This is a genomic window from Enterobacter cloacae complex sp. IR5428 (genome assembly GCF_049238585.1).
GTDB lineage: Bacteria > Pseudomonadota > Gammaproteobacteria > Enterobacterales > Enterobacteriaceae > Enterobacter > Enterobacter intestinihominis.
Genome location: NZ_JBMKHV010000005.1, coordinates 175,101 through 199,982, shown reverse-complemented (window position 1 = coordinate 199,982; position 24,882 = coordinate 175,101). Strand labels below are relative to the sequence as shown.

At 57.1% G+C, this 24,882-nt stretch carries 22 protein-coding genes; 12 read left to right on the top strand and 10 right to left on the bottom strand.

The window, feature by feature from the left end:
- The first annotated feature begins 23 nt into the window (after positions 1-23).
- Complete coding sequence (gene mnmH, locus ACOTXC_RS09205) at positions 24-1,094, top strand: tRNA 2-selenouridine(34) synthase MnmH (RefSeq protein WP_038415556.1); 1,071 nt, start codon at positions 24-26, stop codon at positions 1,092-1,094.
- A gap of 87 nt (positions 1,095-1,181) precedes the next feature.
- Here mnmH and ACOTXC_RS09200 read toward each other — a convergent pair whose 3' ends face one another.
- The 3 genes from ACOTXC_RS09200 to ybbA all read right to left on the bottom strand — a co-directional run bounded on the left by ACOTXC_RS09200 (position 1,182) and on the right by ybbA (position 5,607).
- Positions 1,182-2,327: a porin gene (locus ACOTXC_RS09200; RefSeq protein WP_105322513.1), complete on the bottom strand. Its 1,146-nt coding sequence runs from the start codon at positions 2,325-2,327 to the stop codon at positions 1,182-1,184.
- Positions 2,328-2,509: 182 nt separating this feature from the next.
- Positions 2,510-4,924, bottom strand: a complete 2,415-nt coding sequence (gene ybbP, locus ACOTXC_RS09195; RefSeq protein ID WP_421767577.1) for a putative ABC transporter permease subunit YbbP — start codon at positions 4,922-4,924, stop codon at positions 2,510-2,512.
- Complete coding sequence (gene ybbA, locus ACOTXC_RS09190; protein WP_006809828.1) at positions 4,921-5,607, bottom strand: putative ABC transporter ATP-binding protein YbbA; 687 nt, start codon at positions 5,605-5,607, stop codon at positions 4,921-4,923. Before ybbA ends, ybbP begins: the two co-directional genes overlap by 4 nt.
- Here ybbA and tesA point away from each other — a divergent pair.
- From tesA to ACOTXC_RS09175, 3 genes are read left to right on the top strand one after another with little or no spacing between them, the layout of a single operon-like run.
- Positions 5,578-6,210: a multifunctional acyl-CoA thioesterase I/protease I/lysophospholipase L1 gene (gene tesA / locus ACOTXC_RS09185; RefSeq protein ID WP_003858933.1), complete on the top strand. Its 633-nt coding sequence runs from the start codon at positions 5,578-5,580 to the stop codon at positions 6,208-6,210. The genes ybbA and tesA overlap by 30 nt on opposite strands.
- On the top strand, positions 6,191-7,000 hold the full coding sequence (locus tag ACOTXC_RS09180; RefSeq protein ID WP_087878403.1) for an SDR family oxidoreductase: 810 nt from the start codon (positions 6,191-6,193) through the stop codon (positions 6,998-7,000). Before tesA ends, ACOTXC_RS09180 begins: the two co-directional genes overlap by 20 nt.
- 58 nt (positions 7,001-7,058) lie before the next feature.
- Positions 7,059-7,913 (top strand): co-chaperone YbbN, encoded by an 855-nt coding sequence (locus tag ACOTXC_RS09175; RefSeq protein ID WP_022647291.1) that lies wholly within the window; start codon positions 7,059-7,061, stop codon positions 7,911-7,913.
- 49 nt (positions 7,914-7,962) lie between these two features.
- On the opposite strand, the gene fetB is transcribed toward ACOTXC_RS09175, so the two are convergent.
- Positions 7,963-8,745 carry an iron efflux ABC transporter permease subunit FetB gene (gene fetB, locus ACOTXC_RS09170; RefSeq protein ID WP_022647290.1) on the bottom strand — a complete coding sequence of 261 codons (783 nt, stop codon included), beginning with the start codon at positions 8,743-8,745 and terminating at the stop codon, positions 7,963-7,965.
- Positions 8,738-9,409: an iron efflux ABC transporter ATP-binding subunit FetA gene (gene fetA, locus ACOTXC_RS09165; RefSeq protein WP_421767576.1), complete on the bottom strand. Its 672-nt coding sequence runs from the start codon at positions 9,407-9,409 to the stop codon at positions 8,738-8,740. The genes fetB and fetA overlap by 8 nt, the downstream gene beginning before the upstream one ends.
- A 142-nt stretch (positions 9,410-9,551) precedes the next feature.
- On the opposite strand from fetA, the gene ACOTXC_RS09160 reads away from it, so the two are divergent.
- The 3 genes from ACOTXC_RS09160 to ACOTXC_RS09150 all read left to right on the top strand — a co-directional run bounded on the left by ACOTXC_RS09160 (position 9,552) and on the right by ACOTXC_RS09150 (position 11,924).
- Complete coding sequence (locus ACOTXC_RS09160) at positions 9,552-10,406, top strand: hypothetical protein (RefSeq protein ID WP_421767575.1); 855 nt, start codon at positions 9,552-9,554, stop codon at positions 10,404-10,406.
- Positions 10,407-10,560: 154 nt separating this feature from the next.
- Positions 10,561-11,475 (top strand): SPFH domain-containing protein, encoded by a 915-nt coding sequence (locus ACOTXC_RS09155; RefSeq protein WP_003858941.1) that lies wholly within the window; start codon positions 10,561-10,563, stop codon positions 11,473-11,475.
- Positions 11,472-11,924: an NfeD family protein gene (locus ACOTXC_RS09150; protein ID WP_150312037.1), complete on the top strand. Its 453-nt coding sequence runs from the start codon at positions 11,472-11,474 to the stop codon at positions 11,922-11,924. The genes ACOTXC_RS09155 and ACOTXC_RS09150 overlap by 4 nt, the downstream gene beginning before the upstream one ends.
- Here the strand turns inward: ACOTXC_RS09150 and cueR are convergent.
- Positions 11,921-12,331 (bottom strand): Cu(I)-responsive transcriptional regulator, encoded by a 411-nt coding sequence (gene cueR / locus ACOTXC_RS09145; RefSeq protein ID WP_017383222.1) that lies wholly within the window; start codon positions 12,329-12,331, stop codon positions 11,921-11,923. The genes ACOTXC_RS09150 and cueR overlap by 4 nt on opposite strands.
- Before the next feature lie 108 nt (positions 12,332-12,439).
- On the opposite strand from cueR, the gene copA reads away from it, so the two are divergent.
- The 3 genes from copA to ybaK all read left to right on the top strand — a co-directional run bounded on the left by copA (position 12,440) and on the right by ybaK (position 16,514).
- Positions 12,440-14,938 (top strand): copper-exporting P-type ATPase CopA, encoded by a 2,499-nt coding sequence (copA, locus tag ACOTXC_RS09140; protein WP_421767574.1) that lies wholly within the window; start codon positions 12,440-12,442, stop codon positions 14,936-14,938.
- Between the two features lie 103 nt (positions 14,939-15,041).
- Positions 15,042-15,836 carry a TraB/GumN family protein gene (locus tag ACOTXC_RS09135; RefSeq protein ID WP_421767573.1) on the top strand — a complete coding sequence of 265 codons (795 nt, stop codon included), beginning with the start codon at positions 15,042-15,044 and terminating at the stop codon, positions 15,834-15,836.
- Between the two features lie 198 nt (positions 15,837-16,034).
- Positions 16,035-16,514, top strand: a complete 480-nt coding sequence (gene ybaK, locus ACOTXC_RS09130; protein ID WP_421767572.1) for a Cys-tRNA(Pro)/Cys-tRNA(Cys) deacylase YbaK — start codon at positions 16,035-16,037, stop codon at positions 16,512-16,514.
- A gap of 92 nt (positions 16,515-16,606) precedes the next feature.
- Here ybaK and ushA read toward each other — a convergent pair whose 3' ends face one another.
- A complete protein-coding gene (gene ushA, locus ACOTXC_RS09125) occupies positions 16,607-18,259 on the bottom strand; it encodes a bifunctional UDP-sugar hydrolase/5'-nucleotidase UshA (RefSeq protein WP_022647283.1) in 1,653 nt (550 codons plus the stop codon).
- A 164-nt stretch (positions 18,260-18,423) separates the two neighbouring features.
- On the opposite strand from ushA, the gene ACOTXC_RS09120 reads away from it, so the two are divergent.
- Both ACOTXC_RS09120 and ybaL read left to right on the top strand, forming a co-directional pair.
- The gene (locus tag ACOTXC_RS09120; protein WP_022647282.1) at positions 18,424-19,644 is read left to right on the top strand and encodes an MFS transporter; all 1,221 of its coding nucleotides are present in this window, start codon (positions 18,424-18,426) and stop codon (positions 19,642-19,644) included.
- A 232-nt stretch (positions 19,645-19,876) separates the two neighbouring features.
- Positions 19,877-21,553, top strand: coding sequence for a YbaL family putative K(+) efflux transporter (gene ybaL, locus ACOTXC_RS09115; protein ID WP_022647281.1), 1,677 nt, complete (start codon positions 19,877-19,879; stop codon positions 21,551-21,553).
- Between the two features lie 106 nt (positions 21,554-21,659).
- Here ybaL and ACOTXC_RS09110 read toward each other — a convergent pair whose 3' ends face one another.
- The 3 genes from ACOTXC_RS09110 to adk form a co-directional block, all read right to left on the bottom strand.
- Complete coding sequence (locus ACOTXC_RS09110; RefSeq protein WP_063146583.1) at positions 21,660-22,964, bottom strand: inosine/guanosine kinase; 1,305 nt, start codon at positions 22,962-22,964, stop codon at positions 21,660-21,662.
- Between the two features lie 62 nt (positions 22,965-23,026).
- The gene (gene hemH, locus ACOTXC_RS09105; RefSeq protein WP_017383216.1) at positions 23,027-23,989 is read right to left on the bottom strand and encodes a ferrochelatase; all 963 of its coding nucleotides are present in this window, start codon (positions 23,987-23,989) and stop codon (positions 23,027-23,029) included.
- A 124-nt stretch (positions 23,990-24,113) separates the two neighbouring features.
- Positions 24,114-24,758 (bottom strand): adenylate kinase, encoded by a 645-nt coding sequence (gene adk / locus ACOTXC_RS09100; protein WP_022647279.1) that lies wholly within the window; start codon positions 24,756-24,758, stop codon positions 24,114-24,116.
- Positions 24,759-24,882: the final 124 nt, after the last annotated feature.

The following is a 24,882-nucleotide window of genomic DNA, read 5'->3' as shown; positions in this document are numbered from 1 at the left end:
CTTAGCTTTCTTCTGGAACCACCATGAACGATGGAACGGACTATCGCGCGATCCTCGCGTCCGATACCCCTTTAATCGACGTTCGCGCGCCGATCGAATTTGTCCAGGGTGCGATGCCCGCCGCACTCAACCTGCCCTTAATGAACGACGACGAGCGTGCCGCCGTCGGCACCTGCTATAAACGCCAGGGTCCGGACGCCGCACTGACGCTCGGCCATAGCCTGGTCAACGGCGAGACGCGAGAGGCGCGCATCAACGCCTGGCGCGAAGCCAGCCTGGCCCATCCTGAGGGCTACCTTTGCTGCGCGCGCGGTGGCCAGCGCTCACATATCTCCCAGGCCTGGCTTAAAGAGGCGGGAATCGATTATCCGCTGATCCGCGGCGGCTATAAGGCCCTGCGCCAGACGGCAATTCAGGTGACGATTGAGCAGTCACAAAAACCGATGGTGCTTATCGGTGGCTGTACCGGAAACGGCAAAACGCTGCTGGTGAAGCAGCATGCGCAGGGCATCGATCTGGAAGGGCTGGCGCACCATCGCGGCTCGTCATTTGGCCGCACGCTCACCCCGCAACTTTCTCAGGCGAGCTTCGAGAATCACCTTGCCGTCGAGCTGCTAAAAAAAGATGCCGCGCGCTGGGTGCTGGAGGATGAGGGCCGGATGATTGGCTCTAACCACCTGCCGGAGTGCCTGCGCGACCGCATGGCGGAAGCGCCTGTCGTGGTGGTCGAAGATCCGTTTGAGATCCGTCTTGAGCGCCTGCGCGAAGAGTATTTCGACCACATGTGGGCCGATTTTTTTGCCGCCTACGGTGAAGAAGCGGGCTGGAAAGCCTACAGCGAATACCTGCATCACGGCCTGTTCGCCATCCGCCGTCGTCTGGGGCTGCAACGATTCGCGGAATTTACCGCGCTATTAGATTCCGCGCTGCTGGAACAACAGCGCTCTGGAAGCACTGACGCGCACTTCAGCTGGCTTGTGCCGCTGCTGAAGGACTATTACGACCCGATGTACGGCTATCAGCTGGAGAAGAAAGCGGAGAAGATTGTTTTTCGCGGGACGTACGAAGAAATTGCCGAGTGGCTTGATCGCTGAAAAAAGCCGGGTGGCGGCTACGCCTTACCCGGCCTACGCGTGCTTTTGTAGCCCCGGTAAGCGCAGCGCCACCGGGGAACAAACCACTTAGAAGTCGTAACGCAGACGCACCAGGTTCATGTCGCCCAGGTTGTCGGTGCTGGAGGTGAACACGTGTTCGTAATCCACGCGGAAACCGTAGTCCAGCTGGAAGCTGATACCTACGCCGTTGTCGATGCGCTGGTAGTTACGGCCGTTCACGTACTCAATGCGGTCGCCCATGAAGTACGGCTGAATGGATTTCACCGCATACTGACCGACCGGGAATTTGTATCCTGCGAAGTATTCAATACCCCATGCATCACCGGCGAAGTAGTCGTTAACGGACACTTTTTTGGTGGTCATGAAGTTCTGATACCAGCCGCCGCCTGCGGAGAAGGTCCAGTTATCCGGCGTCCAGCTCAGTGCGGTGCCGAGAATGTTCTGGTCGTAGGATTTGCTGTCGCCGTTGTCCGGATTACGCATGTCCGCGCGGGTGTAGTTCCACGCTGCGCCCCAGGTCAGATCAGTGGTCAGGTGGTAATCGATACCCAGTGAACCGCCGCCTTTGCGCTTGTAGCGCAGGCCGTTGCCCGGCAGGTATTCGCTGTCTTCAAACAGGTAAGAGGCGTAGATGTCAGCATCGCCCACGGTTTTCTTGTACTTCAGCATCTGGCGTGAACGGTAAGAGCCGTCGTAGTCGCCGTTGATCCCGTTACCCGACGCCTGACCAATCATGTCGTAGTCCCAGATATCGGTTTTCGCGCCCACCACGTCATAGTACACGCTGTTCTGCTGGCCGAAGGTCAGCGTACCCCAGGTGTCGCTCTTCAGACCGGTGTAGAGCATACGGCGTGAGGTGTCGTGCGCGCCGTCGGCGTAGTGGTTATCCCAGTTAAACTGCGCCGGAATGTTCACACCCAGCTCGTAGTAGGTGATCCAGCTGATGTCATCGAACAGGTAGTAGTCTGCCGCGAAACGGAAACGGGTACCGCCGTCAAAACCGTTACGCTTGTAGCCGTTTTTGCCGTCATCACCGGTCATGTTCTGGAACTGAGGACGGATGCTGCCGCCAACGGTGAAGTTCAGACGGCTCAGCGGGTTACCCGCCTGCGGATCCTGTTTCAGAAGGGTGATTTCCGCCTGAGATGCGAAAGAAGCCAATGCCACTGCTGCGCCGATCGTTGTCGCCAGCGCTGTTTTTCTTATAGTCATTATTTTTCCTTGATAGACACGCTGCTAAATATTTAGCTGGTGAATATTAACCGGAAAAATTCGGGCTGTGTGGGCGGGTTTTTAATGTTTTGTGCTACTAAATGCATGGGTATTAACGATTTGTGCTATTAAGCGATGACACACCAGCAGAAATGCCGGTGCGCCATCATCACGCAAGTAAACTAGCTGACAAACTGGCGGAACAGCGCTTTACCTTTCAACAGCCGCGTCCCGAGCCAGCCACCGCACAGGGACAGCAGCACCGCGCCGCAGACGGGCAACGTTAACCACAGCCGCCAGTCAGGCTCCCATGGAAAATCAAAGACTTTCGTCTGAAGCACCGCCAGTGCGGTTTCCGCCCCGATGGCCGCCACCAGGCCCGCCACCAGCCCGAGCAGGGCAAATTCGCTCCACAGCGTGGCGCGCAGCAGCCGTTTACTGGCCCCCAGCGTGCGGTAGACCACCAGCTCCTGATGACGCTGACGCATGCCGACCTGCACCTGCGCCAGCAGCAGCAATAGGCCGCAGACGGTCACCAGCACCACCATCACCTCCAGGGCGCGGCTCACCTGTTCCAGCACCTGCCCGACCTGTTTGAGGATCGCGCCGATATCCAGCAGGCTCACCGTCGGAAATTCCCGGTTCAGTTGCGTCAGCATGCCGTTGCCGTTTTCCCAGCGGAAGCTGGTCAGCCAGCTCTGGGGCTGTCCGTCCAGCGCGCCCGGCGGGAAGATGAAGAAGAAATTTGGCCGCAGGCTTTCCCAGTCCACTTTGCGCAGGCTGGTGACTTTGGCGGTGAAATCCTGGGTATCACCGGTAAAGGTCACGCTATCGCCGAGCTTCACGTTCAGGCGTGTCGCCAGCCCCTCCTCCATCGACACTTCCCCCGCTTTCGGCGGCCAGGTGCCGGCAACGATCGGGTTATGGTCCGGACGTTTCGCCTGCCAGGTCAGGTTGAGCTCGCGGTTGAGCGATTCATCCTTATTTCCCTCCGTGGACTGGCCGTTGATCTGCGTCAGGCGGGCGCGCACGATCGGATAGAACGATTCCGGAATAATGTGATGCTCAGACAGGAACCCCTTCAGCGGCGTCACCTGTTCGGGAGCAATGTTGATCAGGAAATAGTTCGGGCTTTCCGGCGGAAGCTGCTGCTGCCAGCGATCCAGCAGATCCCCGCGCAGCACCAGCAGAAGCGCCAGCAGCATAAACGACAGCGAAAACGCCGAGAGCTGGCTGAGGGTAGACCACGGCTGGTGCAGCAGTCGATTAACCGCCAGCCGCACCGGCAGCGATCTCACCGTCAGCTTTTTGAGAAGATTGAGCAATAGCCAGCCCACCACGCCGCACAGCAGCGCCAGCACCACCGCGCCCGCCAGCACCGCCCACAGCAGCGTACTGCCGCCCATCAGCCAGGCCAACAGCCCGACTGCCACCGCAATAATCACCGGCAGATAGAACTTCAGCGGCCAGACGCTGGCCACCACATCCCGGCGCAGCACGCGCAGCGGCTGGGTGGCGAGCAGCAGCCGGTAGGGGCGTAACCCCACCAGCAGGGAGATCGTCGTCATCGCGCCGATGGCCCACAGCCACGGCCAGAGGCTGGCAGGCGGCAGCGCAGCGGGCAGTACCGGTTTGAGCAGCACCATCAGCAGCTTTTCAAACAGCAGCCCTATCGCCCCGCCGGTCAGAGCCGACAGCGCCAGCACCATCAGCCACTGGCCGACAATCAGCTTGCGCAGCTGTGCCCGGCCCGCGCCGAGAGTTTTGAGGATCGCCACCAGATCGTAACGGCTGCGGCAGTAGTGCCCCATTGCCACGGCAACGGCCGCAATGGCCAGCAGCAGGGTTAACAGCGCCGACAGCAACAGAAACTGCTGAGAACGCTCGAGGGATTTGCCGAGCGCCCCGTCATCCTGCTCCAGCCCGTACCAGCGATGTTCCGGCTTGAGCTGAGGCAGGAGCCATTTTTCATACGCCTCCAGTTGAGCAGGCGTCCCGCCAAACTTATAGCGCCATGTGACGCGGCTACCCGGCTGGACGGCGTTGGTTTTCTCCACATCAGCGGTGTTCATCAGCAGGCGCGGCGCGAGCTGGAACGGATTAAATCCGGAGTCGGGTTCCTGCACCACTTCCCCGGCAATTTTGAGGGTCGCGTCGCCGACGTCGATACTGTCGCCGGGTTTCAGGTTCAGCAGCGCCATCAGACGCGATGCCAGCAGTACCGTACCGGCCGTCGGTTTTAGCCCCGGCGGACTGGTTTGTAAATCACCATACATCGGGTAGATGTCATCCACGGCTTTTACGCTGGCAAGCTGTGGCGTGTCGCCCGCAAAGGTCATGGTCTGGAAGGTGATTTGCTCTCCCACCTTCAGCCCCTCTTTGCGCGCTTCCTCAATCCAGCCCGGCGGCACGGGGCGAGAACTTTGCAGAGCCCGGTCCCCCGCCATAAATTCCCGACTCTGCTGGCTAAGCCCTTTCTCCATACGATCGCTGACGCTGCCGAGCGCCAGCACGCAGGCCACCGCCAGGCTCAACGCCAGCCAGACAATCAGCAGCGAGGGCGAGCACCATTCGCGCCAAAACCAGCGGGCAATCATGCTTCCTCCTGAAGAACACCGTTCACCAGCCGCAGGCGGCGGTCGCAGCGGGCGGCCAGCTGCGGGTCGTGGGTAACCAGAATCAGCGTGGTGCCATGCTCGCGGTTGAGGGAAAACAGCAGATCGGCAATTTTGTCCCCGGTTTTACGGTCGAGATTGCCCGTGGGCTCATCGGCAAACAGCACTTCCGGGCGCCCGTTAAACGCCCTGGCCAGCGCCACGCGCTGCTGCTCACCGCCGGAAAGCTGTGCCGGAAGGTGGTCGAGACGTTTTCCCAGCCCCAACTGTTCCAGCAACGCTTTGGCGTGATCGCGGCTTTCGCGGGTATTTTCACCGCGCAGCAGGCCGGGCAGCTCAACGTTTTCCAGCGCGTTGAGGGTTGGGATCAGCATGAATGACTGAAAGACAAACCCGATATGCCGGGCACGCAGCGCGGCGCGCGCCTCTTCATCAAGCGCGTGGAGGGGCTGGCCGACCAGGTTCACTTCCCCGCTGCTGCCATCGTCCAGCCCGGCGAGAATGGCCAGCAGCGTGGACTTACCGGAACCGGATTCGCCAATCAGGGCGATGGTTTCGGCACGTTTGACAACGAGTTCAACTCCGGTGAGGATGGAAAGCTCGTGTTCTCCCTGACCGACGGACTTCTTAAGACGATGAACTTCAACAATGTTTTCCGCTGGCATTTGCCCTTCCTGTTTTTGATGCTGATGACCTTCCGCGCGGCGGCTGCGGACACGTTATTGATTCTGGGCGATAGCCTGAGCGCGGGCTATCGTATGGCGGCCAGTGCGGCCTGGCCCGCCCTGCTCAATGATAAATGGCAGTCCCGGGCGTCTGTCGTTAACGGCAGCATCAGCGGCGATACGTCGCAGCAAGGCTTATCGCGCCTGCCTGCCCTGCTTAAGCAGCATCAACCGCGTTGGGTGCTGGTCGAACTGGGCGGTAATGATGGTTTGCGCGGCTTCCAGCCACAGCAAACGGAGCAAACGCTGCGGACTATTTTGCAGACCATTAAGGCCGCTAACGCCCAGCCGCTGCTGATGCAAATTCGCCTGCCCGCTAACTACGGCCGTCGGTATAATGAGGCGTTTAGCGCGATCTATCCTAAGCTTGCCAAAGAGTTTGATATTCCGCTGCTGCCATTTTTCATGGAAGAGGTCTATCTGAAACCCCAGTGGATGCAGGATGATGGCATTCACCCCAATCGCGATGCCCAGCCGTTCATTGCCGACTGGATGGCAACCCGGCTGGCTCCTTTAGTAAAACATGACTCGTCAAACAGCTGAGAACCTGACAGGTAAAGTTATGCAAAAATCGGTCTTAATAACAGGATGTTCCAGCGGAATTGGCCTTGAAAGCGCCCTTGAACTGAAACGTCAGGGGTTTTGGGTGCTGGCAGCCTGCCGCAAACCCGAGGATGTCGAACGCATGCGAGGGCTGGGATTTACCGGCATTCTGCTGGATCTCGATTCGCCAGAGAGCGTGGAGCAGGCCGCCGATGAGGTTATCGCCCTGACCAACAACCGGCTTTACGGCCTGTTCAACAATGCGGGCTATGGCGTATACGGCCCGCTACAGACCCTCTCACGGGAACAGCTGGAGCAGCAGTTCTCCGCAAACTTTTTTGGGGCGCATCAGCTCACCATGCGCCTTCTCCCCGCCATGCTGCCACACGGCGAAGGGCGGATTGTCATGACCTCCTCGGTGATGGGCCTGATCTCCACGCCGGGACGCGGGGCTTACGCTGCCAGTAAATATGCGCTTGAAGCCTGGTCCGATGCGTTGCGCATGGAGCTGCGCCACAGCGGCATTAAGGTCAGCCTGATTGAACCGGGCCCCATCCGCACCCGCTTTACGGAAAACGTTAACCAGACGCAGGCGGACCAACCGGTCGAAAATCCCGGTATCGCGGCGCGTTTTACGCTTGGGCCAGAAGCCGTGGTTGCCAAAGTGCGCCACGCATTTGAGAGCGATACCCCTAAAATGCGCTATCCGGTCACGCTGGTGACCCATGCCGTCGGCTGGTTGAAACGCCTGCTGCCGGGGCGGATGATGGACAAAATTTTGCAGGGTTGAGTTGAAGCGACGACGCTTACCCCCATGTAAAGAGTAAACCGATAAAAGAGAATGCCGCATGTCCGTACAGAATATCGTCAACATAACTGAAGCTAACCTGCAACAGACACTCGAACAGTCAATGACTACACCGGTGCTGTTCTACTTCTGGTCTGAACGCAGCCAACACTGCCTGCAGCTGACGCCGGTCCTGGAAAGCCTTGCCGCGCAGTACAACGGTCAATTCATTCTGGCGAAGCTGGATTGTGACGCCGAACCGATGGTGGCTTCCCAGTTTGGCCTGCGTGCGATCCCAACCGTCTACCTGTTCCAGAACGGTCAGCCGGTGGATGGCTTCCAGGGGCCGCAGCCGGAAGAGGCGATCCGCGCCCTGCTGGATAAAGTCCTGCCGCGCGAAGAAGAGCTGAAAGCGCAGGAAGCCATGGCGCTGATGCAGGAAGGCAAGTACGACGAGGCGCTGCCGCTGTTAAAAGACGCGTGGCAGCTGTCGAACCAGAACAGCCAGATTGGTCTGCTGCTGGCAGAGACCCAGATTGCGCTGCACCGCCCCGAAGACGCGGAAGCCGTGCTGAAAACGGTGCCGATGCAGGATCAGGACACCCGCTATCAGGGCCTGGTGGCGCAGATTGACCTGCTGAAACAGGCGGCGGATACCCCTGAAATTCAGCAACTTCAGCAGCAGGTTGCGGACAACCCGGCGGATGCCGCGCTGGCAAGCCAGCTGGCGCTTCAGCTTCATCAGGTGGGGCGTAATGAAGAGGCGCTGGAGCTGCTGTTTAGCCACCTTCAGAAGGACCTGGGCGCCGCAGACGGTCAGGCGCGAAAGATGTTCCAGGAGATCCTGGCCGCGCTCGGCACCGGTGACGCGCTGGCGTCTAAGTATCGTCGTCAGCTGTACGCATTGCTTTACTAACAAAAATGCCCGGTGGCGCTAACGCTTGCCGGGCCTACAAAAGCCGATATTACCCCGTCTTTTTCAACTGCGTCACCACCAGCTGGTGGCGCGCATTGTAAAACTTCCGATAGGTCAGATAGCAGGCAATAATCGTCGACAGGCTCGCCGTAGAGAGCAGCATAAACGTCACCATAATCTGGTATTTAATCGCTTTTACCGGATCGATACCGGCAAAAATCAGCCCCGACATCATGCCCGGCAGGCTCACCAGACCCACGGTTTTGGCGGAATCCACCGTTGGGATCAGCGAAGAACGAATGCTGTCGCGGATCAACCGCGCCGAGGCCACCTTCGGTGTCGCGCCCAGGCTTAGCTTCTCCTGAAGCTGTTGCTGTTCACTGCTGAAGCGTTGCCCCAGATTGTTGTAGCATAACCCGACCGCCACCATCGCATTGCCCGCAATCATCCCGGAAATGGGGATCACCTGCATCGGCGTAAATTCTATCGAGCCGGAGAGCACCAGTACCGCCAGCGTTAACGCGGTCCCGGTGGTGATGGCAATAAACGACGAGAGGAACGCTTTATCGATGTATTTACTGCGTTTCTGCGCGTTCCATGCCGCGTTAAAGCAGATAAACAGCACCATCAACAGGGTCAGCACGGCATGATTGACGTTGAAGATGTATTTCAGCACATAGCCGACGATGATGAGCTGAATGACCGCGCGAACGATACTCCACAGAATATCTTTTTCCAGCCCCAGCTTCTCCCGGTAGCTGACCACAATCGCCACCAGCACCAGCACCATCGACAGCGCCAGCGATTCGTTGGTTATGTTATGTTCACCCACGGTGAGCCTCCTCCATTTTCCCGCCCTGCGGCCTGAGCGTGATGACATCATCCGCATGGCTAATTTCATTTGAATCGTGCGTCACCCACAGCACGGCAATATCCTGTTCACGGACGTAGCGATGAATAATCTCATTGACGTTGCGCTTGTTAGCGTCATCCAGCGCGCTGGTGATTTCATCCAGCAAAAGCACCTTCGGCAGGAATTGCAGGTTACGGATCAGCGAGACGCGCTGCTTTTCCCCGCCTGACAGTTCGGCAGTCGATTTGGTCAGCGTCTCCGGCGGAAGCCCAAAACGGGTCAGATCGTCCGCAAACTTTTTCGGATCGGGCGTTTGGTTGCGGATGTGCCAGGGGAAAACCAGATTGTCGTACACCGTGTCGCCAAACAGGGATGGCGTTTGCACGCAGTATGACACCTGCTGGCGATAGCTTTCCGGTGTAAGCGTGGCGATATCTTTCCCTTCAAACAGGATGGTTCCCTCCGTTGGGCTCAGTAGCGAAGCCACGATTTTCAGGAGGGTGCTTTTGCCGCAGCCGGAGGGGCCGGTTATGAGTTTAAATTCGCCCGGAGAGAGACAAAAATCGACGTGCTGAAGGATGGTGTTATCACCCACACAAAAGCCAACATCCCTGATATCCAGAAGATTTTTTTTATTATTCATTCCGATTCCGTTAACCGCTGTGATAAGAACAGCCTTTAGCATAATCCTTTCCGCTACGCTGCGCGAATAGCCTTAACCTATCGCAAGTGTTAAACTTTTTGTTCGGTAATTGTCACCTCTATAACTACAGGAAGTCAGCAACATGGCACATATCTTTTATGAGTTCTCTTCCCTGAAGCCTGGTGTTCCAGATGTGGAAACATTAATGGAAGTCATCAATTCTTCTGAACTCACGCGTTTTGTCATGGGTGCAGAGGTGGTCGATTTTGTTAAGAAGGCGCTCATCGTTAACACCACGATCGGAAGCTTTAAAAACTGCTATTTTGCTTTCGATGATGGGGCTTACTTTCTCGAGTTTGACGGCAAGGGTAAATCCAGACGCTTTACTGAGGTGCCGGACTGGTTCGTTTCCCCCGCGGAATTTGCCCGCTCGCAATGGCTGATTAACCATGACCTGGCCGATGTGAAGGCGACGGCGTTTATTGACGTGCTAATGTCCTACCCGCTTAAAGAGCGCCGGGCGCACTGCAATCTGCTGTTTGGTCTGGATCTGCATAAGGTCAATGTGGTTCCGGCGCCTACAGCCCCTGCCGGAAAAATGGGCAATAAAAACGGAAAAACCACCAAACCTCGCGTCACGGATCTCGGCTCTTTTGAGCTTTTTACCGCGTTCTTTGCACGCATGAAAACCGCCGTCAATGCAAATGAGTTCCCCACCTTACAGGTGCTGACAGGCCAGAAGGATCTTGCAAAAGCGCCGCACAGCTTAAAGCAAGGGATCAGAACCTGGTTTAAGGGGATTACCGGCGATCTGCCGCCGAACAACAAACGTGTCGGAGCGGGCAATGCAGTACTGTTCTGCGCTCCCGTTCGCGAGCAGATCCAGCAGATAGAGGCCATCGGCCTGGAAAAATACTATCAGGGCTTATCGAAAGCCATCGCTGACGCCGGGGATGGGTTTATCACCGACTTCAGCTATACCTGGTCTGAAGAGTAACGCTATGCGCCCCGCTCTCCTGGCGGGGCGTTTTAATTTTACCAGTCCGGTTCCCACCTCTTTACAGGGGCGAAATCCCGCCCGTTAACCGATATACTTACGTTCAACAAATACGCAATTTTTCTCGTTACGGCATGCAAAACAGGAGGTTTTTATGCTCATCGTTGTTCCTGTCCTTATTTTCGTTGCGCTGGTTATCGTGGGCGCAGGCGTCAAAATTGTCCCGCAGGGTTACCAGTGGACCGTCGAACGTTTCGGTCGCTACACCAATACCCTTCAGCCGGGTTTAAGCCTGATCGTCCCCTTCATGGACAGAATTGGGCGTAAAATCAACATGATGGAGCAGGTGCTGGATATTCCTTCCCAGGAAGTCATCTCCAAGGATAACGCCAACGTCACCATCGATGCGGTGTGCTTTATTCAGGTGATTGATGCGCCGAAAGCGGCCTATGAGGTGAGCAACCTGGAGCTGGCGATCGTCAACCTGACGATGACCAACATCCGTACCGTGCTTGGCTCGATGGAGCTGGACGAAATGCTCTCCCAGCGCGACAGCATTAATACCCGCCTGCTGCACATTGTTGATGAAGCCACCAATCCGTGGGGGATCAAAGTGACCCGCATTGAGATCCGCGACGTGCGCCCACCGGCAGAGCTGATTGCTTCCATGAACGCGCAGATGAAGGCCGAGCGTACCAAACGCGCCTATATTCTTGAAGCCGAAGGGGTGCGTCAGGCCGAGATCCTGAAAGCGGAAGGGGAAAAACAGTCGCAGATCCTGAAAGCCGAGGGCGACCGTCAGTCTGCCTTCCTCCAGGCAGAAGCGCGTGAACGTTCGGCAGAAGCGGAAGCCCGCGCGACGCAAATGGTTTCCGAGGCGATTGCCGCCGGGGATATCCAGGCTGTGAACTACTTCGTCGCGCAAAAATATACCGATGCGCTGAAGGAGATCGGCTCTGCGAACAACAGCAAAGTGGTGATGATGCCGCTGGATGCCAGCAGTCTGATGGGATCTATCGCCGGAATTGCCGAGTTGATCAAAGACGGCGGAAACGAGCGTAAAAAATGATTGAGCTCATCGTTGCACATCCTCATGCGTTCTGGCTAAGCCTTGGCGGCTTGCTGCTGGCCGCCGAGATGCTTGGCGGCAACGGTTATTTGCTGTGGAGCGGTGTTGCCGCTGTGATTACCGGGCTAGTCATCTGGCTGTTGCCTGTCGGCTGGGAGTGGCAGGGCGCGCTGTTTGCCGTGCTGACGCTGCTGGCCGCCTGGCTGTGGTGGCGCTGGCTGAACAAACGGGTGAAGGCGCAGAAGCCGGTCGACGCGCATCTCAATCAGCGTGGGCAGCAGATCGTGGGTAAACGTTTTACGCTTGATAACGCGCTGATCAACGGACGCGGTCATATGCGCGTGGGGGACAGTTCATGGCCGGTGGTGGCCGATGATGACCTCAGCGCCGGCACGCGGGTTGAGGTCATTGCGGTAGAAGGCATTACCCTGCGGGTTAAAGCCTGTTAGGCGTGGGTTTTACGGTGGCAGCAGCCGGAAAGATTGTCGATAATCGGGCACTCGGCGCTGTCATCTCCCGGGCAGGATTCTGCCAGCTGTAGCAGTTGCTCACGCATCGCCTGTAATTCGATGATATGGCGTTCGATCTCCGCCACTTTTTCCAGCGTACGTTTTTTCACGTCGGCACTGTGGCGTTTCGGATCGTTAAACAGGTTAACCAGCTCGCCGCACTCTTCAAGGTTAAATCCTACCTGTCTTGCCTGGCGCAGTAACGTCAGTTCATCAAGATGCAGCTGCGTATAGCTGCGGTAGCCGTTCTCACTGCGCAACGGTGGCGTCACCAGCCCTTTTTCCTCATAAAAGCGAATCGCTTTGCTGGTTAAGCCGGTTTTTTTCGCAACATCGCTGATATTCACATTTCCCCCTTGACCTTCCCCTTGATGGAAGGTTTAACCTTCATAACAGTTAGCGAAAAGCAGAGTGAAGGTCAACAATTGACCAGAACATTATACGGGAGTTTTGTTATGTCTCACACTATTGACCTGACACTGGACGGCCTCTCCTGCGGCCACTGTGTCAAACGTGTTAAAGAAAGCCTGGAGCAGCGTCCTGATGTGGAAAGCGCTGAGGTGACTATCGATCATGCCGCCGTGACCGGCAGCGCCAGCGCCGACGCGCTGATTGATACCATTAAACAGGCCGGTTACGGGGCGGAGTTAAGCCACCCAAAGGCTAAACCGCTGGCAGAGTCATCATCCCCGTCGGAAGCACTGACAGCGGCCACTCCTGAGCTTCCGGTAGCTGATGATATTGATGACAGCCAACAGCTGCTGATCAACGGCATGAGCTGCGCCAGCTGTGTCTCCCGGGTACAAAACGCCTTACAGGCGGTACCGGGCGTCGCACAGGCACGGGTAAACCTGGCGGAGCGTACTGCGCTGGTGATGGGCAGTGCCTCCGCCGCAGATTTAGTGCTGGCCGTGGAGAAAGCGGGCTACGGGGCGGAGGCCATCGAAGATGATGCCGAGCGCCGCGAGCGCCAGCAGGAAACGGCTGTCGCCACCATGAAGCGCTTCCGCTGGCAGGCGATTGTCGCCCTGCTGGTCGGTATTCCGGTGATGGTGTGGGGCATGATCGGTGACAACATGATGGTCACCGCAGACAACCGCACCCTGTGGCTGGTGATTGGTCTGATTACCCTTGCGGTGATGGTGTTTGCAGGCGGACATTTCTATACCAGCGCCTGGAAGAGCCTGAAAAACCGCACCGCGACGATGGACACGCTGGTCGCGCTCGGGACGGGTGCGGCGTGGCTGTATTCGATGAGCGTTAACGTCTGGCCGCAGTGGTTCCCGATGGAGGCGCGCCATCTCTATTATGAAGCGAGCGCGATGATTATAGGTCTGATTAACTTAGGCCATATGCTCGAAGCCCGCGCGCGTCAGCGTTCGTCGAAAGCGCTGGAAAGATTACTCGATTTAACCCCGCCGACGGCCCGCGTTGTCACCGACGATGGGGAAAAAAACGTTCCTCTCTCAGAGGTGCAACCCGGTATGACGCTGCGTCTCACCACCGGTGACCGCGTGCCCGTCGACGGTGAAATCACCCAGGGCGATGCCTGGCTTGATGAAGCCATGCTGACCGGTGAGCCGATCCCCCAGCAGAAATCTCAGGGCGATGCGGTGCATGCGGGTACGGTGGTACAGGACGGCAGCGTGCTGTTCCGCGCCAGCGCCGTTGGCAGTCATACCACACTGTCACGCATCATTCGGATGGTCCGCCAGGCGCAGAGCAGTAAGCCGGAAATTGGTCAGCTTGCCGATAAAATCTCCGCCATTTTTGTGCCAGTGGTGGTCGGTATTGCCCTGCTGAGCGCGGCAATCTGGTATTTCTTCGGCCCGGCGCCGCAGATTGTCTACACCCTGGTGATCGCCACCACGGTGCTGATCATCGCCTGCCCTTGTGCCCTTGGCCTGGCCACGCCGATGTCGATTATCTCTGGCGTCGGACGCGCCGCCGAATTTGGCGTACTGGTCCGTGATGCTGACGCCCTGCAACGGGCAAGCACGCTGGACACCCTTGTCTTTGATAAAACCGGCACGCTCACCGAGGGCAAACCGCAGGTAGTGGCCGTTAATACCATTGGCTGTACGGAGACGGATGCCCTGCGCCTGGCCGCCGCGCTGGAACAAGGCTCCAGTCACCCGCTGGCGCGCGCCATCCTTGAGAAAGCCGGTGATGCCCGTCTGCCGCAGGTAAGCAACTTCCGCACCCTGCGCGGTTTAGGGGTCAGCGGTGAAGCAGAAGGCCATACGCTGCTGCTGGGTAACCTGGCACTGCTAACTGAACACGGTGTTGATACGTCCGTGCTGGACGCTGAGCTGAACGCGCAGGCCTCTCAGGGCGCGACGCCGGTTCTGCTGGCGAAAGATGGTCATGTGGCGGCGCTGCTGGCCGTGCGCGATCCGTTACGCCAGGACAGCGTGGATGCCTTGCAACGCCTGCACCATGCGGGATATCGCCTGGTGATGTTAACCGGTGATAACCCGACTACCGCTAACGCCATCGCCAGAGAAGCCGGGATTGATGAGGTGATAGCCGGCGTACTGCCAGATGGCAAAGCGGACGCCATCAGGAAATTGCAACGTGATGGTCGTCAGGTGGCGATGGTCGGCGACGGCATCAACGACGCCCCGGCGCTGGCGCAGGCTGACGTAGGTATTGCGATGGGCGGCGGGAGCGATGTCGCCATTGAAACCGCGGCGATCACCCTGATGCGCCACAGCCTGATGGGTGTGGCGGATGCGCTGGCGATTTCGAAAGCCACGTTGCGCAACATGAAGCAGAACCTGCTGGGGGCCTTCGTCTATAACTCGCTCGGCATTCCGATTGCCGCCGGGATTTTGTGGCCGCTGACCGGCACCCTGCTGAACCCGGTTGTTGCGGGTGCGGCGATGGCGCTCTCGTCAATTACCGTGGTGAGCAACGCTAACCGTCTGCTGCGGTTTAAACCGAAAGCGTAGAATCCCGGAAGCAGGCCGGGTAAGCGCAGCGCCGCCCGGCTTTCGCCTATTGCGCCCCCCTTCCCCACGCGCTAGCATGAACCTTTCCGTTTATGGAGCGCGTATGGGTCTGTTTAATCGTATAAAAACATCGTTTCGCGCCCTTTTTCCCCGCCGTTATGCCTGGCCCGGTATGGATATTTCGCTTCCGGGTGGGCAGCAACTGCACCTGGTGGGAAGCATTCATATGGGCACGCAGGATATGTCCCCCCTGCCCTCCGGCCTGATTAAACTACTGAAGCGCGCCGACGCGCTGATCGTCGAAGCCGACATCTCCGGCCATGAATCGCCGTTTGCCGGGCTGGAAAGCGACCGCCCCCTGGCTGAACGTCTTAACGAGACGCAGCTGGCTGAGCTTACCCGTCTTGCGGATGAGTCCGGCGTCTCGCTCTCAATGCTCGACACCCTGCCCCTGTGGCAAATTGCCATGGTGCTACAGGCAACCCAGGCGCAGCGCCTGGGGCTGCGCGGCGATTACGGTATCGATTATCAACTGCTGAATGCGGCACGGGCGTGCAACCTGTCCGTCATTGAACTGGAAGGCACGGACAGCCAGATTGCGCTTCTTCGCCAGCTTCCTGATGACGGTAAGATGCTACTGGATGATACCCTGACCCACTGGCACACCAACGCGCGTCTGCTGCAAACGATGATTGGCTGGTGGCTGGATGCGCCGCCCGCAGAAGGTAAGTTGGCGTTACCGTCGACGTTCAGTGAATCGTTGTATGATGTGCTGATGAACGCGCGCAACCAGGCGTGGCGGGAGACGCTGTATGCCCTGCCTGCCGGTCGTTATGTTGTCGCGGTTGGCGCGTTGCATTTGTACGGAGAAGGGAATTTGCCGTCGCTGCTGAAATAAAAAAATGGCCAATATTTCTATTGGCCCGTCAAAGAGGAATTTCATCGTTTTTATTATACCGAAGTGACCTTCGGCTACGCCGATTGTCGCTCAAAGTAACCATCACTGCCAATACTATTGCGCAAGATGGTGCTATTTTTTAGACAAACGTCAGGCGTATGCTGCTGGTATGAATCGTCTGTCGTAAGAAGGATAGCCATGACTCCCGCCGTTAAATTACTCGAAAAAAACAAAATTTCTTTCCGGATCCACACCTACGATCACGATCCGAACGAAACCAACTTTGGTGATGAAGTGGTGCGCAAGCTGGGGCTGAACGCGAACCAGGTTTACAAAACGCTGCTGGTCGCGGTGAATGGCGATATGAAGCACCTCGCCGTGGCAGTGACGCCCGTCGCCGGACAGCTTGATCTGAAGAAAGTGGCCAAAGCGCTGGGAGCGAAAAAGGTCGATATGGCAGACCCGATGGTTGCGCAACGCACTACGGGTTATCTGGTCGGCGGGATCAGCCCGCTCGGCCAGAAAAAGCGTCTGCCGACCCTGATCGATGCGCCTTCGCAGGAATTTGAGACGATCTATATTTCTGGCGGCAAACGCGGGCTGGATATCGAACTGGCCGCAGGCGATCTGGCGAAAATGCTGGACGCGAAATTTGCGGATATTGCGCGCAGGGATTGAGAAAATTGCCCGGTGGCGCTGCGCTTACCGGGCCTCCGATTCGAATGTAGGCCGGGTAAGGCGTAGCCGCCACCCGGCACAACACACCCGCACTACTGCCAGCTCACCTCGCCCTTCGGCTCATACGCGTTCACGTCAATCGGTGAATTTTGCTGGATAAACTGCTTTAACACTTCCGCATCAATAAACCCGGTATTTACATAGCCCGGTTTGTTATCGATATGCGGATAGCCGTCGCCGCCGGTGGCGTTAAAGCTTAACGTTGCCAGGCGGTAGGTTTTCGCCGGATCAACAGGTTCGCCTTTGATTTTGAGATCGTTGAGCTTACCGTCCTTCGCGACGAAGCTGACGTTAGCAAACTGCGGATACGCTCCGGAGTCCGGCTTCATCTGCGCCACGGCGGTCAGGTAGTCAATCACCTCTTTCCCGCTCATGTCCGCATACACCACCACGTTGCCAAACGGCTGCACTTTGAGCACGTCTTTATAGGTGATGTTTCCGCCATCGATGGAATCACGAATACCGCCGCCGCTCATCACGCCGAAATCCGCATTCGTGCGCGCCATCTGCGCGGCCAGCACCAGACGCCCCATGTTGGTTTGTACGAAGCGGACTTTGCTGCGGTCCCCTTCCAGTCGTCCGTTAAGCGTGCCAATCTTCACGTCCAACTGCGCTTTCCCTTTGCTCTGGAACGGCGTCAGCAGGGAGAGCATCTGCTGGTTTTCAGCGATCTCTGGCGTGTAGAGTACCCGCTCGCTTTTGCCGTCCGGGTAGGTTACTTTCTTCTTCAGGTTGACCGGGATGAGCTGATAGTGCACCAGCTTCATCTCGCCGTTACGGAATTCGAAATCCGCACGGCCTACGTATTTACCCCACTCGTGGGCCTGTACAATCCAGATCCCGTTCTGACGATCCGGCGCGCACGGCGTGCCGGGCACATAATCTACCTGCTTTTTATTCTCAGAAGCCATGCAGACCGGATCCTGCGAATGACCGCCCACAATCATCGCCAGCGAGCCCGCAGGAAGGCTGCGCGCCATCTCCACGTCGCCCGGCGCGTTAGAGCCGTGCTGACCGTTGTCGTAATGCCCCATGTGGGTGGTAGCGATAATCACATCCGGTTTTTCATTCTGCTGCAACTCCTGGATCACCAGCTTCGCTTCGTCCGCCGGTTTACGGAATTCGATGTCGGTGAAAAATTCAGGGTTGCCAATTTTGGCCGTATCGTCGGTGGTTAAGCCGATGACCGCGATCTTCAGATCCTGACGCTTAAACAGCGCCCACGGTTTAAACAGGCGCTCGCCGGTGCTTTTCTGATAAATATTGGCGGAAAGGAACGGAAATTTGGACCACTTTTCCTGCTGGCGCAATACGCTCAGCGGGTTATCAAACTCGTGGTTTCCGACCGCCATCGCGTCGTAACCAATTAAATTCATGCCGCGGAAATCAGGCTCGGCATCCTGCAAATCAGATTCCGGTACGCCGGTATTAATATCCCCGCCCGACAGCAACAGCACGCTGCCGCCCTGAGCCGAGACCTCTTTACGAATGCCGTCCACCAGCGTTTTTTGCGCCGCCAGGCCATATTCACCGTATTCGCTGCGCCAGAAATGGCCGTGATGATCGTTAGTATGCAGAATGGTAATTTTATAGGTTTTATCTTTTTCATACGCCTGCGCGGGCAGGCTTGTCAGCCCCCATGCGGCGATGAGCGCCAGCGCGACGCCACGCTTTATTAACTTCATCTTCTCTCTCCCTGACCCATAGACAAACGCAAAAATTACAGTGACTCACAAGAATAGACAAATAAGTTTTCAGAATTGCGACTTTCTTCAAATGTCACGGACGAGTATGTTAGTCGGATAATAATTACTCCCTGCATCTCTAATTACAAATTGACGTGGTATTTATGGCAATCAGTGAATCAACCCAGCCTGTTCAGGGCGTTCCGGCGTCGCCGCCGAAATCGCGCACTTCCTTCAAAGTATTAGGCGCAATCAGTCTCTCTCATCTGCTCAACGACATGATCCAGTCGCTGATTCTGGCGATCTACCCGCTGTTGCAGTCTGAGTTCTCATTAACCTTCGTGCAGATCGGGATGATTACCCTGACCTTCCAGCTGGCCTCTTCGCTGCTACAGCCGGTGGTGGGCTACTGGACGGACAAATACCCGATGCCATGGTCGCTGCCCATTGGGATGTGCTTCACCCTGAGCGGGCTGGTGCTGCTGGCCATGGCGGGCAGCTTTGAGGCGGTACTGGTTGCCGCGGCGCTGGTGGGAACCGGTTCATCGGTGTTCCATCCGGAATCGTCCCGCGTGGCGCGTATGGCCTCCGGCGGACGCCACGGGCTGGCGCAGTCTCTGTTTCAGGTGGGGGGGAATTTTGGTAGCTCCCTCGGTCCTCTGCTGGCGGCGGTAATTATCGCGCCTTACGGCAAAGGCAACGTGGCGTGGTTTGTGCTGGCCGCGCTGCTGGCGATTGTCGTCCTGGCGCAAATCAGCCGCTGGTATGCCGCGCAGCACCGCGTAAATAAGGGAAAACCTGTCGCGAAGATAACCAATCCCCTTCCGCGTAATAAGGTGATCCTTGCCGTCAGCGTGTTGCTGGTGCTGATTTTCTCGAAATATTTCTATATGGCGAGCATTAGCAGCTATTACACCTTCTATCTGATGCAAAAATTCGGATTATCGGTACAAAACGCCCAGTTCCATCTCTTTGCCTTCCTGTTTGCGGTGGCGGCAGGCACGGTGATTGGCGGCCCTGTGGGAGATAAAATCGGACGTAAATATGTGATTTGGGGCTCTATCCTCGGCGTTGCGCCGTTTACGCTTGTTTTACCGTACGCAACGCTGGAATGGACCGGAATATTGACAGTGATTATTGGTTTTATTCTCGCGTCGGCGTTTTCAGCCATTCTGGTCTATGCGCAGGAGCTGCTGCCGGGACGTATCGGTATGGTTTCCGGTCTCTTTTTCGGTTTTGCCTTTGGCATGGGCGGCCTTGGCGCCGCCGTGTTAGGGATGGTTGCAGACCACACCAGCATCTTCCTGGTCTATAAAATCTGCGCTTTCCTGCCACTTCTGGGGATGTTGACCATATTCCTGCCTGACAACCGTCATAAAGCGTAACTTCATGGCTGCCAAAGTTAAACTTTGGCAGCCGGATAACCTGATGCCATAAGGCTTTCCTCTCCCTCCCCTCAGCAAATTTATCAAAATCTGCCTTTTTTCGTGCTTATTGCCTTTTTATTGTGATTTCAACAATTATTCATAAACATAAGCGTAAAAATTGTCATAAACTATTAATCGGCTTTTTGGTATTTGCACCAAAAATGGATCACCCATCGCGAAAGGAGACGGAATGCACCACGCCACACCGCTTATCACCACCATTGTTGGTGGACTTGTGCTCGCTTTTATCCTCGGCATGATTGCCAACAAACTGCGTATTTCGCCCCTGGTAGGCTATTTGTTAGCGGGCGTGCTGGCAGGACCCTTTACGCCGGGTTTTGTCGCAGATACCAAACTTGCACCGGAGCTGGCGGAACTGGGCGTTATCCTGCTGATGTTTGGCGTCGGACTGCATTTTTCCCTGAAGGATCTGATGGCGGTAAAGTCGATCGCCATACCGGGAGCGATCGCCCAGATAGGGGTGGCGACGCTACTGGGCATGGCGCTTTCGGCGGTGCTGGGCTGGTCAATCATGACCGGTATCGTATTTGGGCTGTGTCTTTCAACCGCCAGTACCGTGGTGCTGCTGCGCGCGCTTGAAGAGAGACAGCTAATAGACAGCCAGCGCGGGCAAATCGCGATTGGCTGGCTGATAGTTGAAGATCTGGTGATGGTGTTGACGCTGGTACTGCTGCCCGCCGTCGCCGGGATGATGGAAAAAGAGAATATCGGCTTCGCTTCGCTGGCGCTGGATATGAGCATTACCATCGGTAAGGTTGTGGCGTTTATTGCCATCATGATGCTGGTGGGCCGCCGTCTGGTGCCGTGGATCATGTCCCGCAGCGCCGCCACCGGCTCGCGTGAACTGTTCACGCTTTCGGTCCTTGCGCTGGCGCTGGGCATTGCCTTTGGCGCTGTCGAGCTGTTTGACGTCTCCTTTGCGCTGGGCGCGTTCTTCGCCGGGATGGTGCTGAACGAGTCCGAGCTGAGCCACCGTGCCGCGCACGATACTCTGCCATTACGTGATGCGTTCGCGGTGCTGTTCTTTGTCTCCGTCGGGATGCTGTTCGACCCGATGATCCTCATCCAGCAGCCGCTGGCCGTGCTGGGTACGCTGGCAATCATCATCTTTGGTAAGTCCGTTGCCGCCTTCTTCCTGGTGCGGATGTTCGGTCACTCGCCGCGCACGGCGCTGACCATCGCCGCCAGCCTGGCGCAGATTGGCGAGTTCGCCTTTATTCTGGCTGGTCTGGGAATGGCCCTGAATCTGCTGCCACAGGCTGGGCAAAATCTGGTGCTGGCGGGGGCGATCCTCTCCATCATGTTGAACCCGGTATTGTTTGCCCTGCTGGAGAAATATCTCGAGAAGACCGAAACCCTCGAAGAGCTGACGCTGGAAGAGGCGACAGAAGAAGAGAAACAGATCCCGGTGGATATCTGCAACCACGCGCTGCTGGTCGGTTTTGGCCGCGTCGGCAGCCTGCTGGGTGAAAAACTGATGGCTCAGGGCATTCCACTTGTAGTGATTGAAACGTCACGCACTCGCGTCGACGAGCTTCGCGAGCGCGGCATCCGCGCAGTGCTGGGCAACGCGGCTAACGAAGAGATTATGAATCTGGCGCATCTGGACTGCGCTCGCTGGCTGCTGCTCACTATCCCGAACGGTTACGAGGCTGGCGAGATTGTCGCCACAGCCCGTGAAAAATGCCCGCATATCGAAATCATAGCCCGCGCCCATTATGATGACGAAGTAGAGTACATTACCGAGCGCGGCGCGAATCAGGTGGTGATGGGTGAGCGTGAGATTGCGAATACGATGCTGACAATGCTGACGAAGCCGCCGGTTGAAGAGGCGGTGACGGGGTAAATTTTGTGCGGCCTGGTCCCCTCACCCCAGCCCTCTCCCCAAAGGGGAGAGGGTGTTCAAGTTCCCTCTCCCCTTTGGGGAGAGGGCCAGGGTGAGGGGTCTTCTTTTACCTGTCCCAATACGCCTCTTCGAGGCTGTCTTCCCGTTCCGGCAGCCCACGCGTTAAGCGCGGTGAATGCTGGTTCAGCACCTGATAACTCACGCGGTTCGCGTACTTGCACACCTGCGCCAGCGAGGAATAGGTCAGCCAGTTGAAGGTGTGTTTGCTGGAATTCGGCACATTGGTTTTGTGGTAGGCGTTAGCGGTGATGTCGTGCAGCAGCGCGGCCAGCGCGCCGTCGCCCGCGCCGTTGGTGTTCATGATCTTCTCGGGGCCACCCATATACGGTGCAATGTGGGAGAAGATACGCAGCGGGTTGATGCAGTCTTTATGACGCATGGCGCGGCTGAACTCGTACTGGTTAAATTCGGCGATAGCGCCCGGCAGCAGCGGGTGCTGGGTTTTCCGCTTGCTCTCTTCTTCCGTGAAGCCCGCCATGTACAGCCCGACCGGCCCGGCGGTGCAGAGCACCAGATCCACCCAGTCCAGCGCCTTATCAGACGCCAGCAGCGGATCGCTTTCGCCGGTCAGCGCTTCGGCTTCTTCTTCATTCATCGCCAGAATCGAGACGTGTTCTTTCAGGAAGGCCTGCCACCACTCCGGGTTGTCGGCAATCACGAATTTGGTGCCCAGCGTCAGAACCACAGGCACGTTGTATTTCTTCGCATACTCAATTGCCTTCATGGTTGCGTCCGGCATTGGTTCGCCCGGCTTGCAGCGCACCAGATAAGACGTCAACACCAGCGCAGACGCGCCCGCGATCACCTCTTCCGGAATACTTTCAGCGCGTAGCTTGTTCATATGGCCGGGGCTGATGGCAAAGGTACGCTCGCCGGAATCGCTTATCAGCGTAAAGCAACGACCAATCGGCCCGTCAACGCCCTGCAAATAGTTCAGATCGGTGCGGCTGGAGGTATTGCACAGGTAGCGGTAGGCGTAGCCACCGATTTCGATATTGCTGCACATCACGCCAAGCAGCACCGAGCGGTCGTCTGCCAGAACGGAGTAGTTGTGCATGGTGTTACCGATGGTGCCGCCAGCAAACTGGTGGGTGATAAGATTTTCGCGCATCAGGTCCTGATACAGCGCTTCGGCAACGTCATCCTCAATCACCAGCGAGTGCCCGGCGCTCAGACCGTAACGTGCGACAAACGCATCATCCACTTTGGCTTCAATGTCCACCAGCGTCTGATCGATACCGACCACCCAGGCAGCGCTGGTTTCGCTTTCCTGCTGAATTTGCTGTAACAGCGGATCGCGGGCATCGACGGGGAAATAGTGTTTGGACTTACGTTTACCGGGAAATTTCATGGTCTGAACTGTGCAAAGAATACGGGCCGGGAATGGTAGCACAAACCCGGCCCGTAACGCGATCAGCGGCGGGTGGTGACCAGTGACACCATCATATCGATGTGTTCAGGGGAGTCGTTAAGCGCAGGAATGTATTCGTATTTCGTTCCGCCGGCCTCCATGAAGAACTCTTTGTTCTGGACGGCAATCTCTTCCAGCGTTTCCAGACAATCCGCCGAGAAGCCCGGCGACATAACCTGAATGTGCTTCACGCCCTTCTCGCCCAGCATTTTTAGCGTTTCATCAGTATACGGGGTCAACCACGGTTCACGACCGAAGCGCGACTGGAAGGTCATCATCACCTTCTCAGGCGGCAGGCCGAGGGCGGAGACCAGCTCGCGGGTGGTATCGCGGCAACGCTGGGGGTAATCGTCCCCTTCGTTCGCGAAACGCTGCGGAATACCGTGATAGGAGAGCAGCAGCAGATCCGGCTCGCCGTGTTTTTCAAACGACGCGCGCGCGCTGCTGGCAAGCGCCTGAATGTACAGCTCGTTATCGGCGTAGTCGCGGATAAAGGTGATGCCCGGTATACGGCGGCGGGTCGCCAGAATGCGTGCCAGTTCGTCCCAGACGGCAGCCACCGTGGAGCACGAATACTGAGGATAAAGGGCCAGCACCACAATGTGTTCAACGCCCTGCGCCAGCAGAGAGTCGACGGCGCTTTCCAGGGATGGCTTACCGTAGCTCATACCGAGCGCAACGGGCATGTCCGGCAGACGGGCGGCCAGCGCCTTCTCCTGACGACGGCTGTAGACCATCAGCGGCGAGCCTTCTTCCATCCACACGGACTGATAGAGCTTTGCTACACGCGGAGAACGAATCGGCAGAATAACACCACGCAGCAGTGGCCACCACAGCAGTCTTGGGGTATCCACGACGCGCGTGTCGCTTAAAAATTGTCGCAGGTAGCGTTTTACCGCCGCTGGAGTAGGTGCTTCTGGGGTGCCCAGATTGGCAAGCAGGATGCCGGTTTTCGCCTGACTCATTCACGCCTCTTAACCATTTGATAGGCTGTCAATTGTAGCGGAAATGCGTTTAAACGAAACCCATTGCTGTAATAGGTAAGATGAGAATTTTTCTCACCCGGGGCTCCGGGTGAGAGAGGTGCGCTTAGCCGAGGATTTTTTCCAGCTCTGCACGTACGTCAGCCACGGCTTTGGTGCCGTCAACTTTCGCGTATTTGGTGTTACCCGCCTGCGCCTCTTTGGAGTAGTAGCCGATCAGCGGTGCGGTCATCTGATGGTATTCCACCAGGCGTTTACGCACGGTTTCTTCCTGGTCGTCTTTACGGGTGGTCAGCTCTTCGCCGGTCACGTCGTCTTTGCCTTCAACCTTAGGTGGGTTGAATTTGATGTGGTAAACGCGGCCAGAGGCAGCGTGCACGCGACGGCCAACGATACGGTCAACGATCAGTTCGTCCGGTACATCGAACTCCAGCACGTAATCCACGTTGATGCCCGCTTCTTTCATGGCGTCAGCCTGAGGAATGGTGCGCGGGAAGCCGTCCAGCAGGAAACCATTGCGGCAGTCTTCCTGAGCAATGCGCTCTTTTACCAGCGCGATAACCAGTTCGTCGGTCACCAGCTTGCCTGCGTCCATGATGTCTTTAGCTTGTTTGCCCAGCTCGGAGCCAGATTTAACAGCGGCACGCAGCATGTCACCAGTAGAGATTTGCGGAATACCGTATTTCTCCATGATGAACTGAGCCTGAGTTCCCTTACCCGCGCCCGGAGCGCCAAGCAGAATAATACGCATTGCGAAAATCCCCTCAAATGTCGATTCAATTTTTCAAAAGCGCTAAACAATACCACCAGAACGGGTATCGCTCAAGGAAGGCGGGGAGGCTGAAACGGTTAACGGGGGGAGATTATTTGGGGTA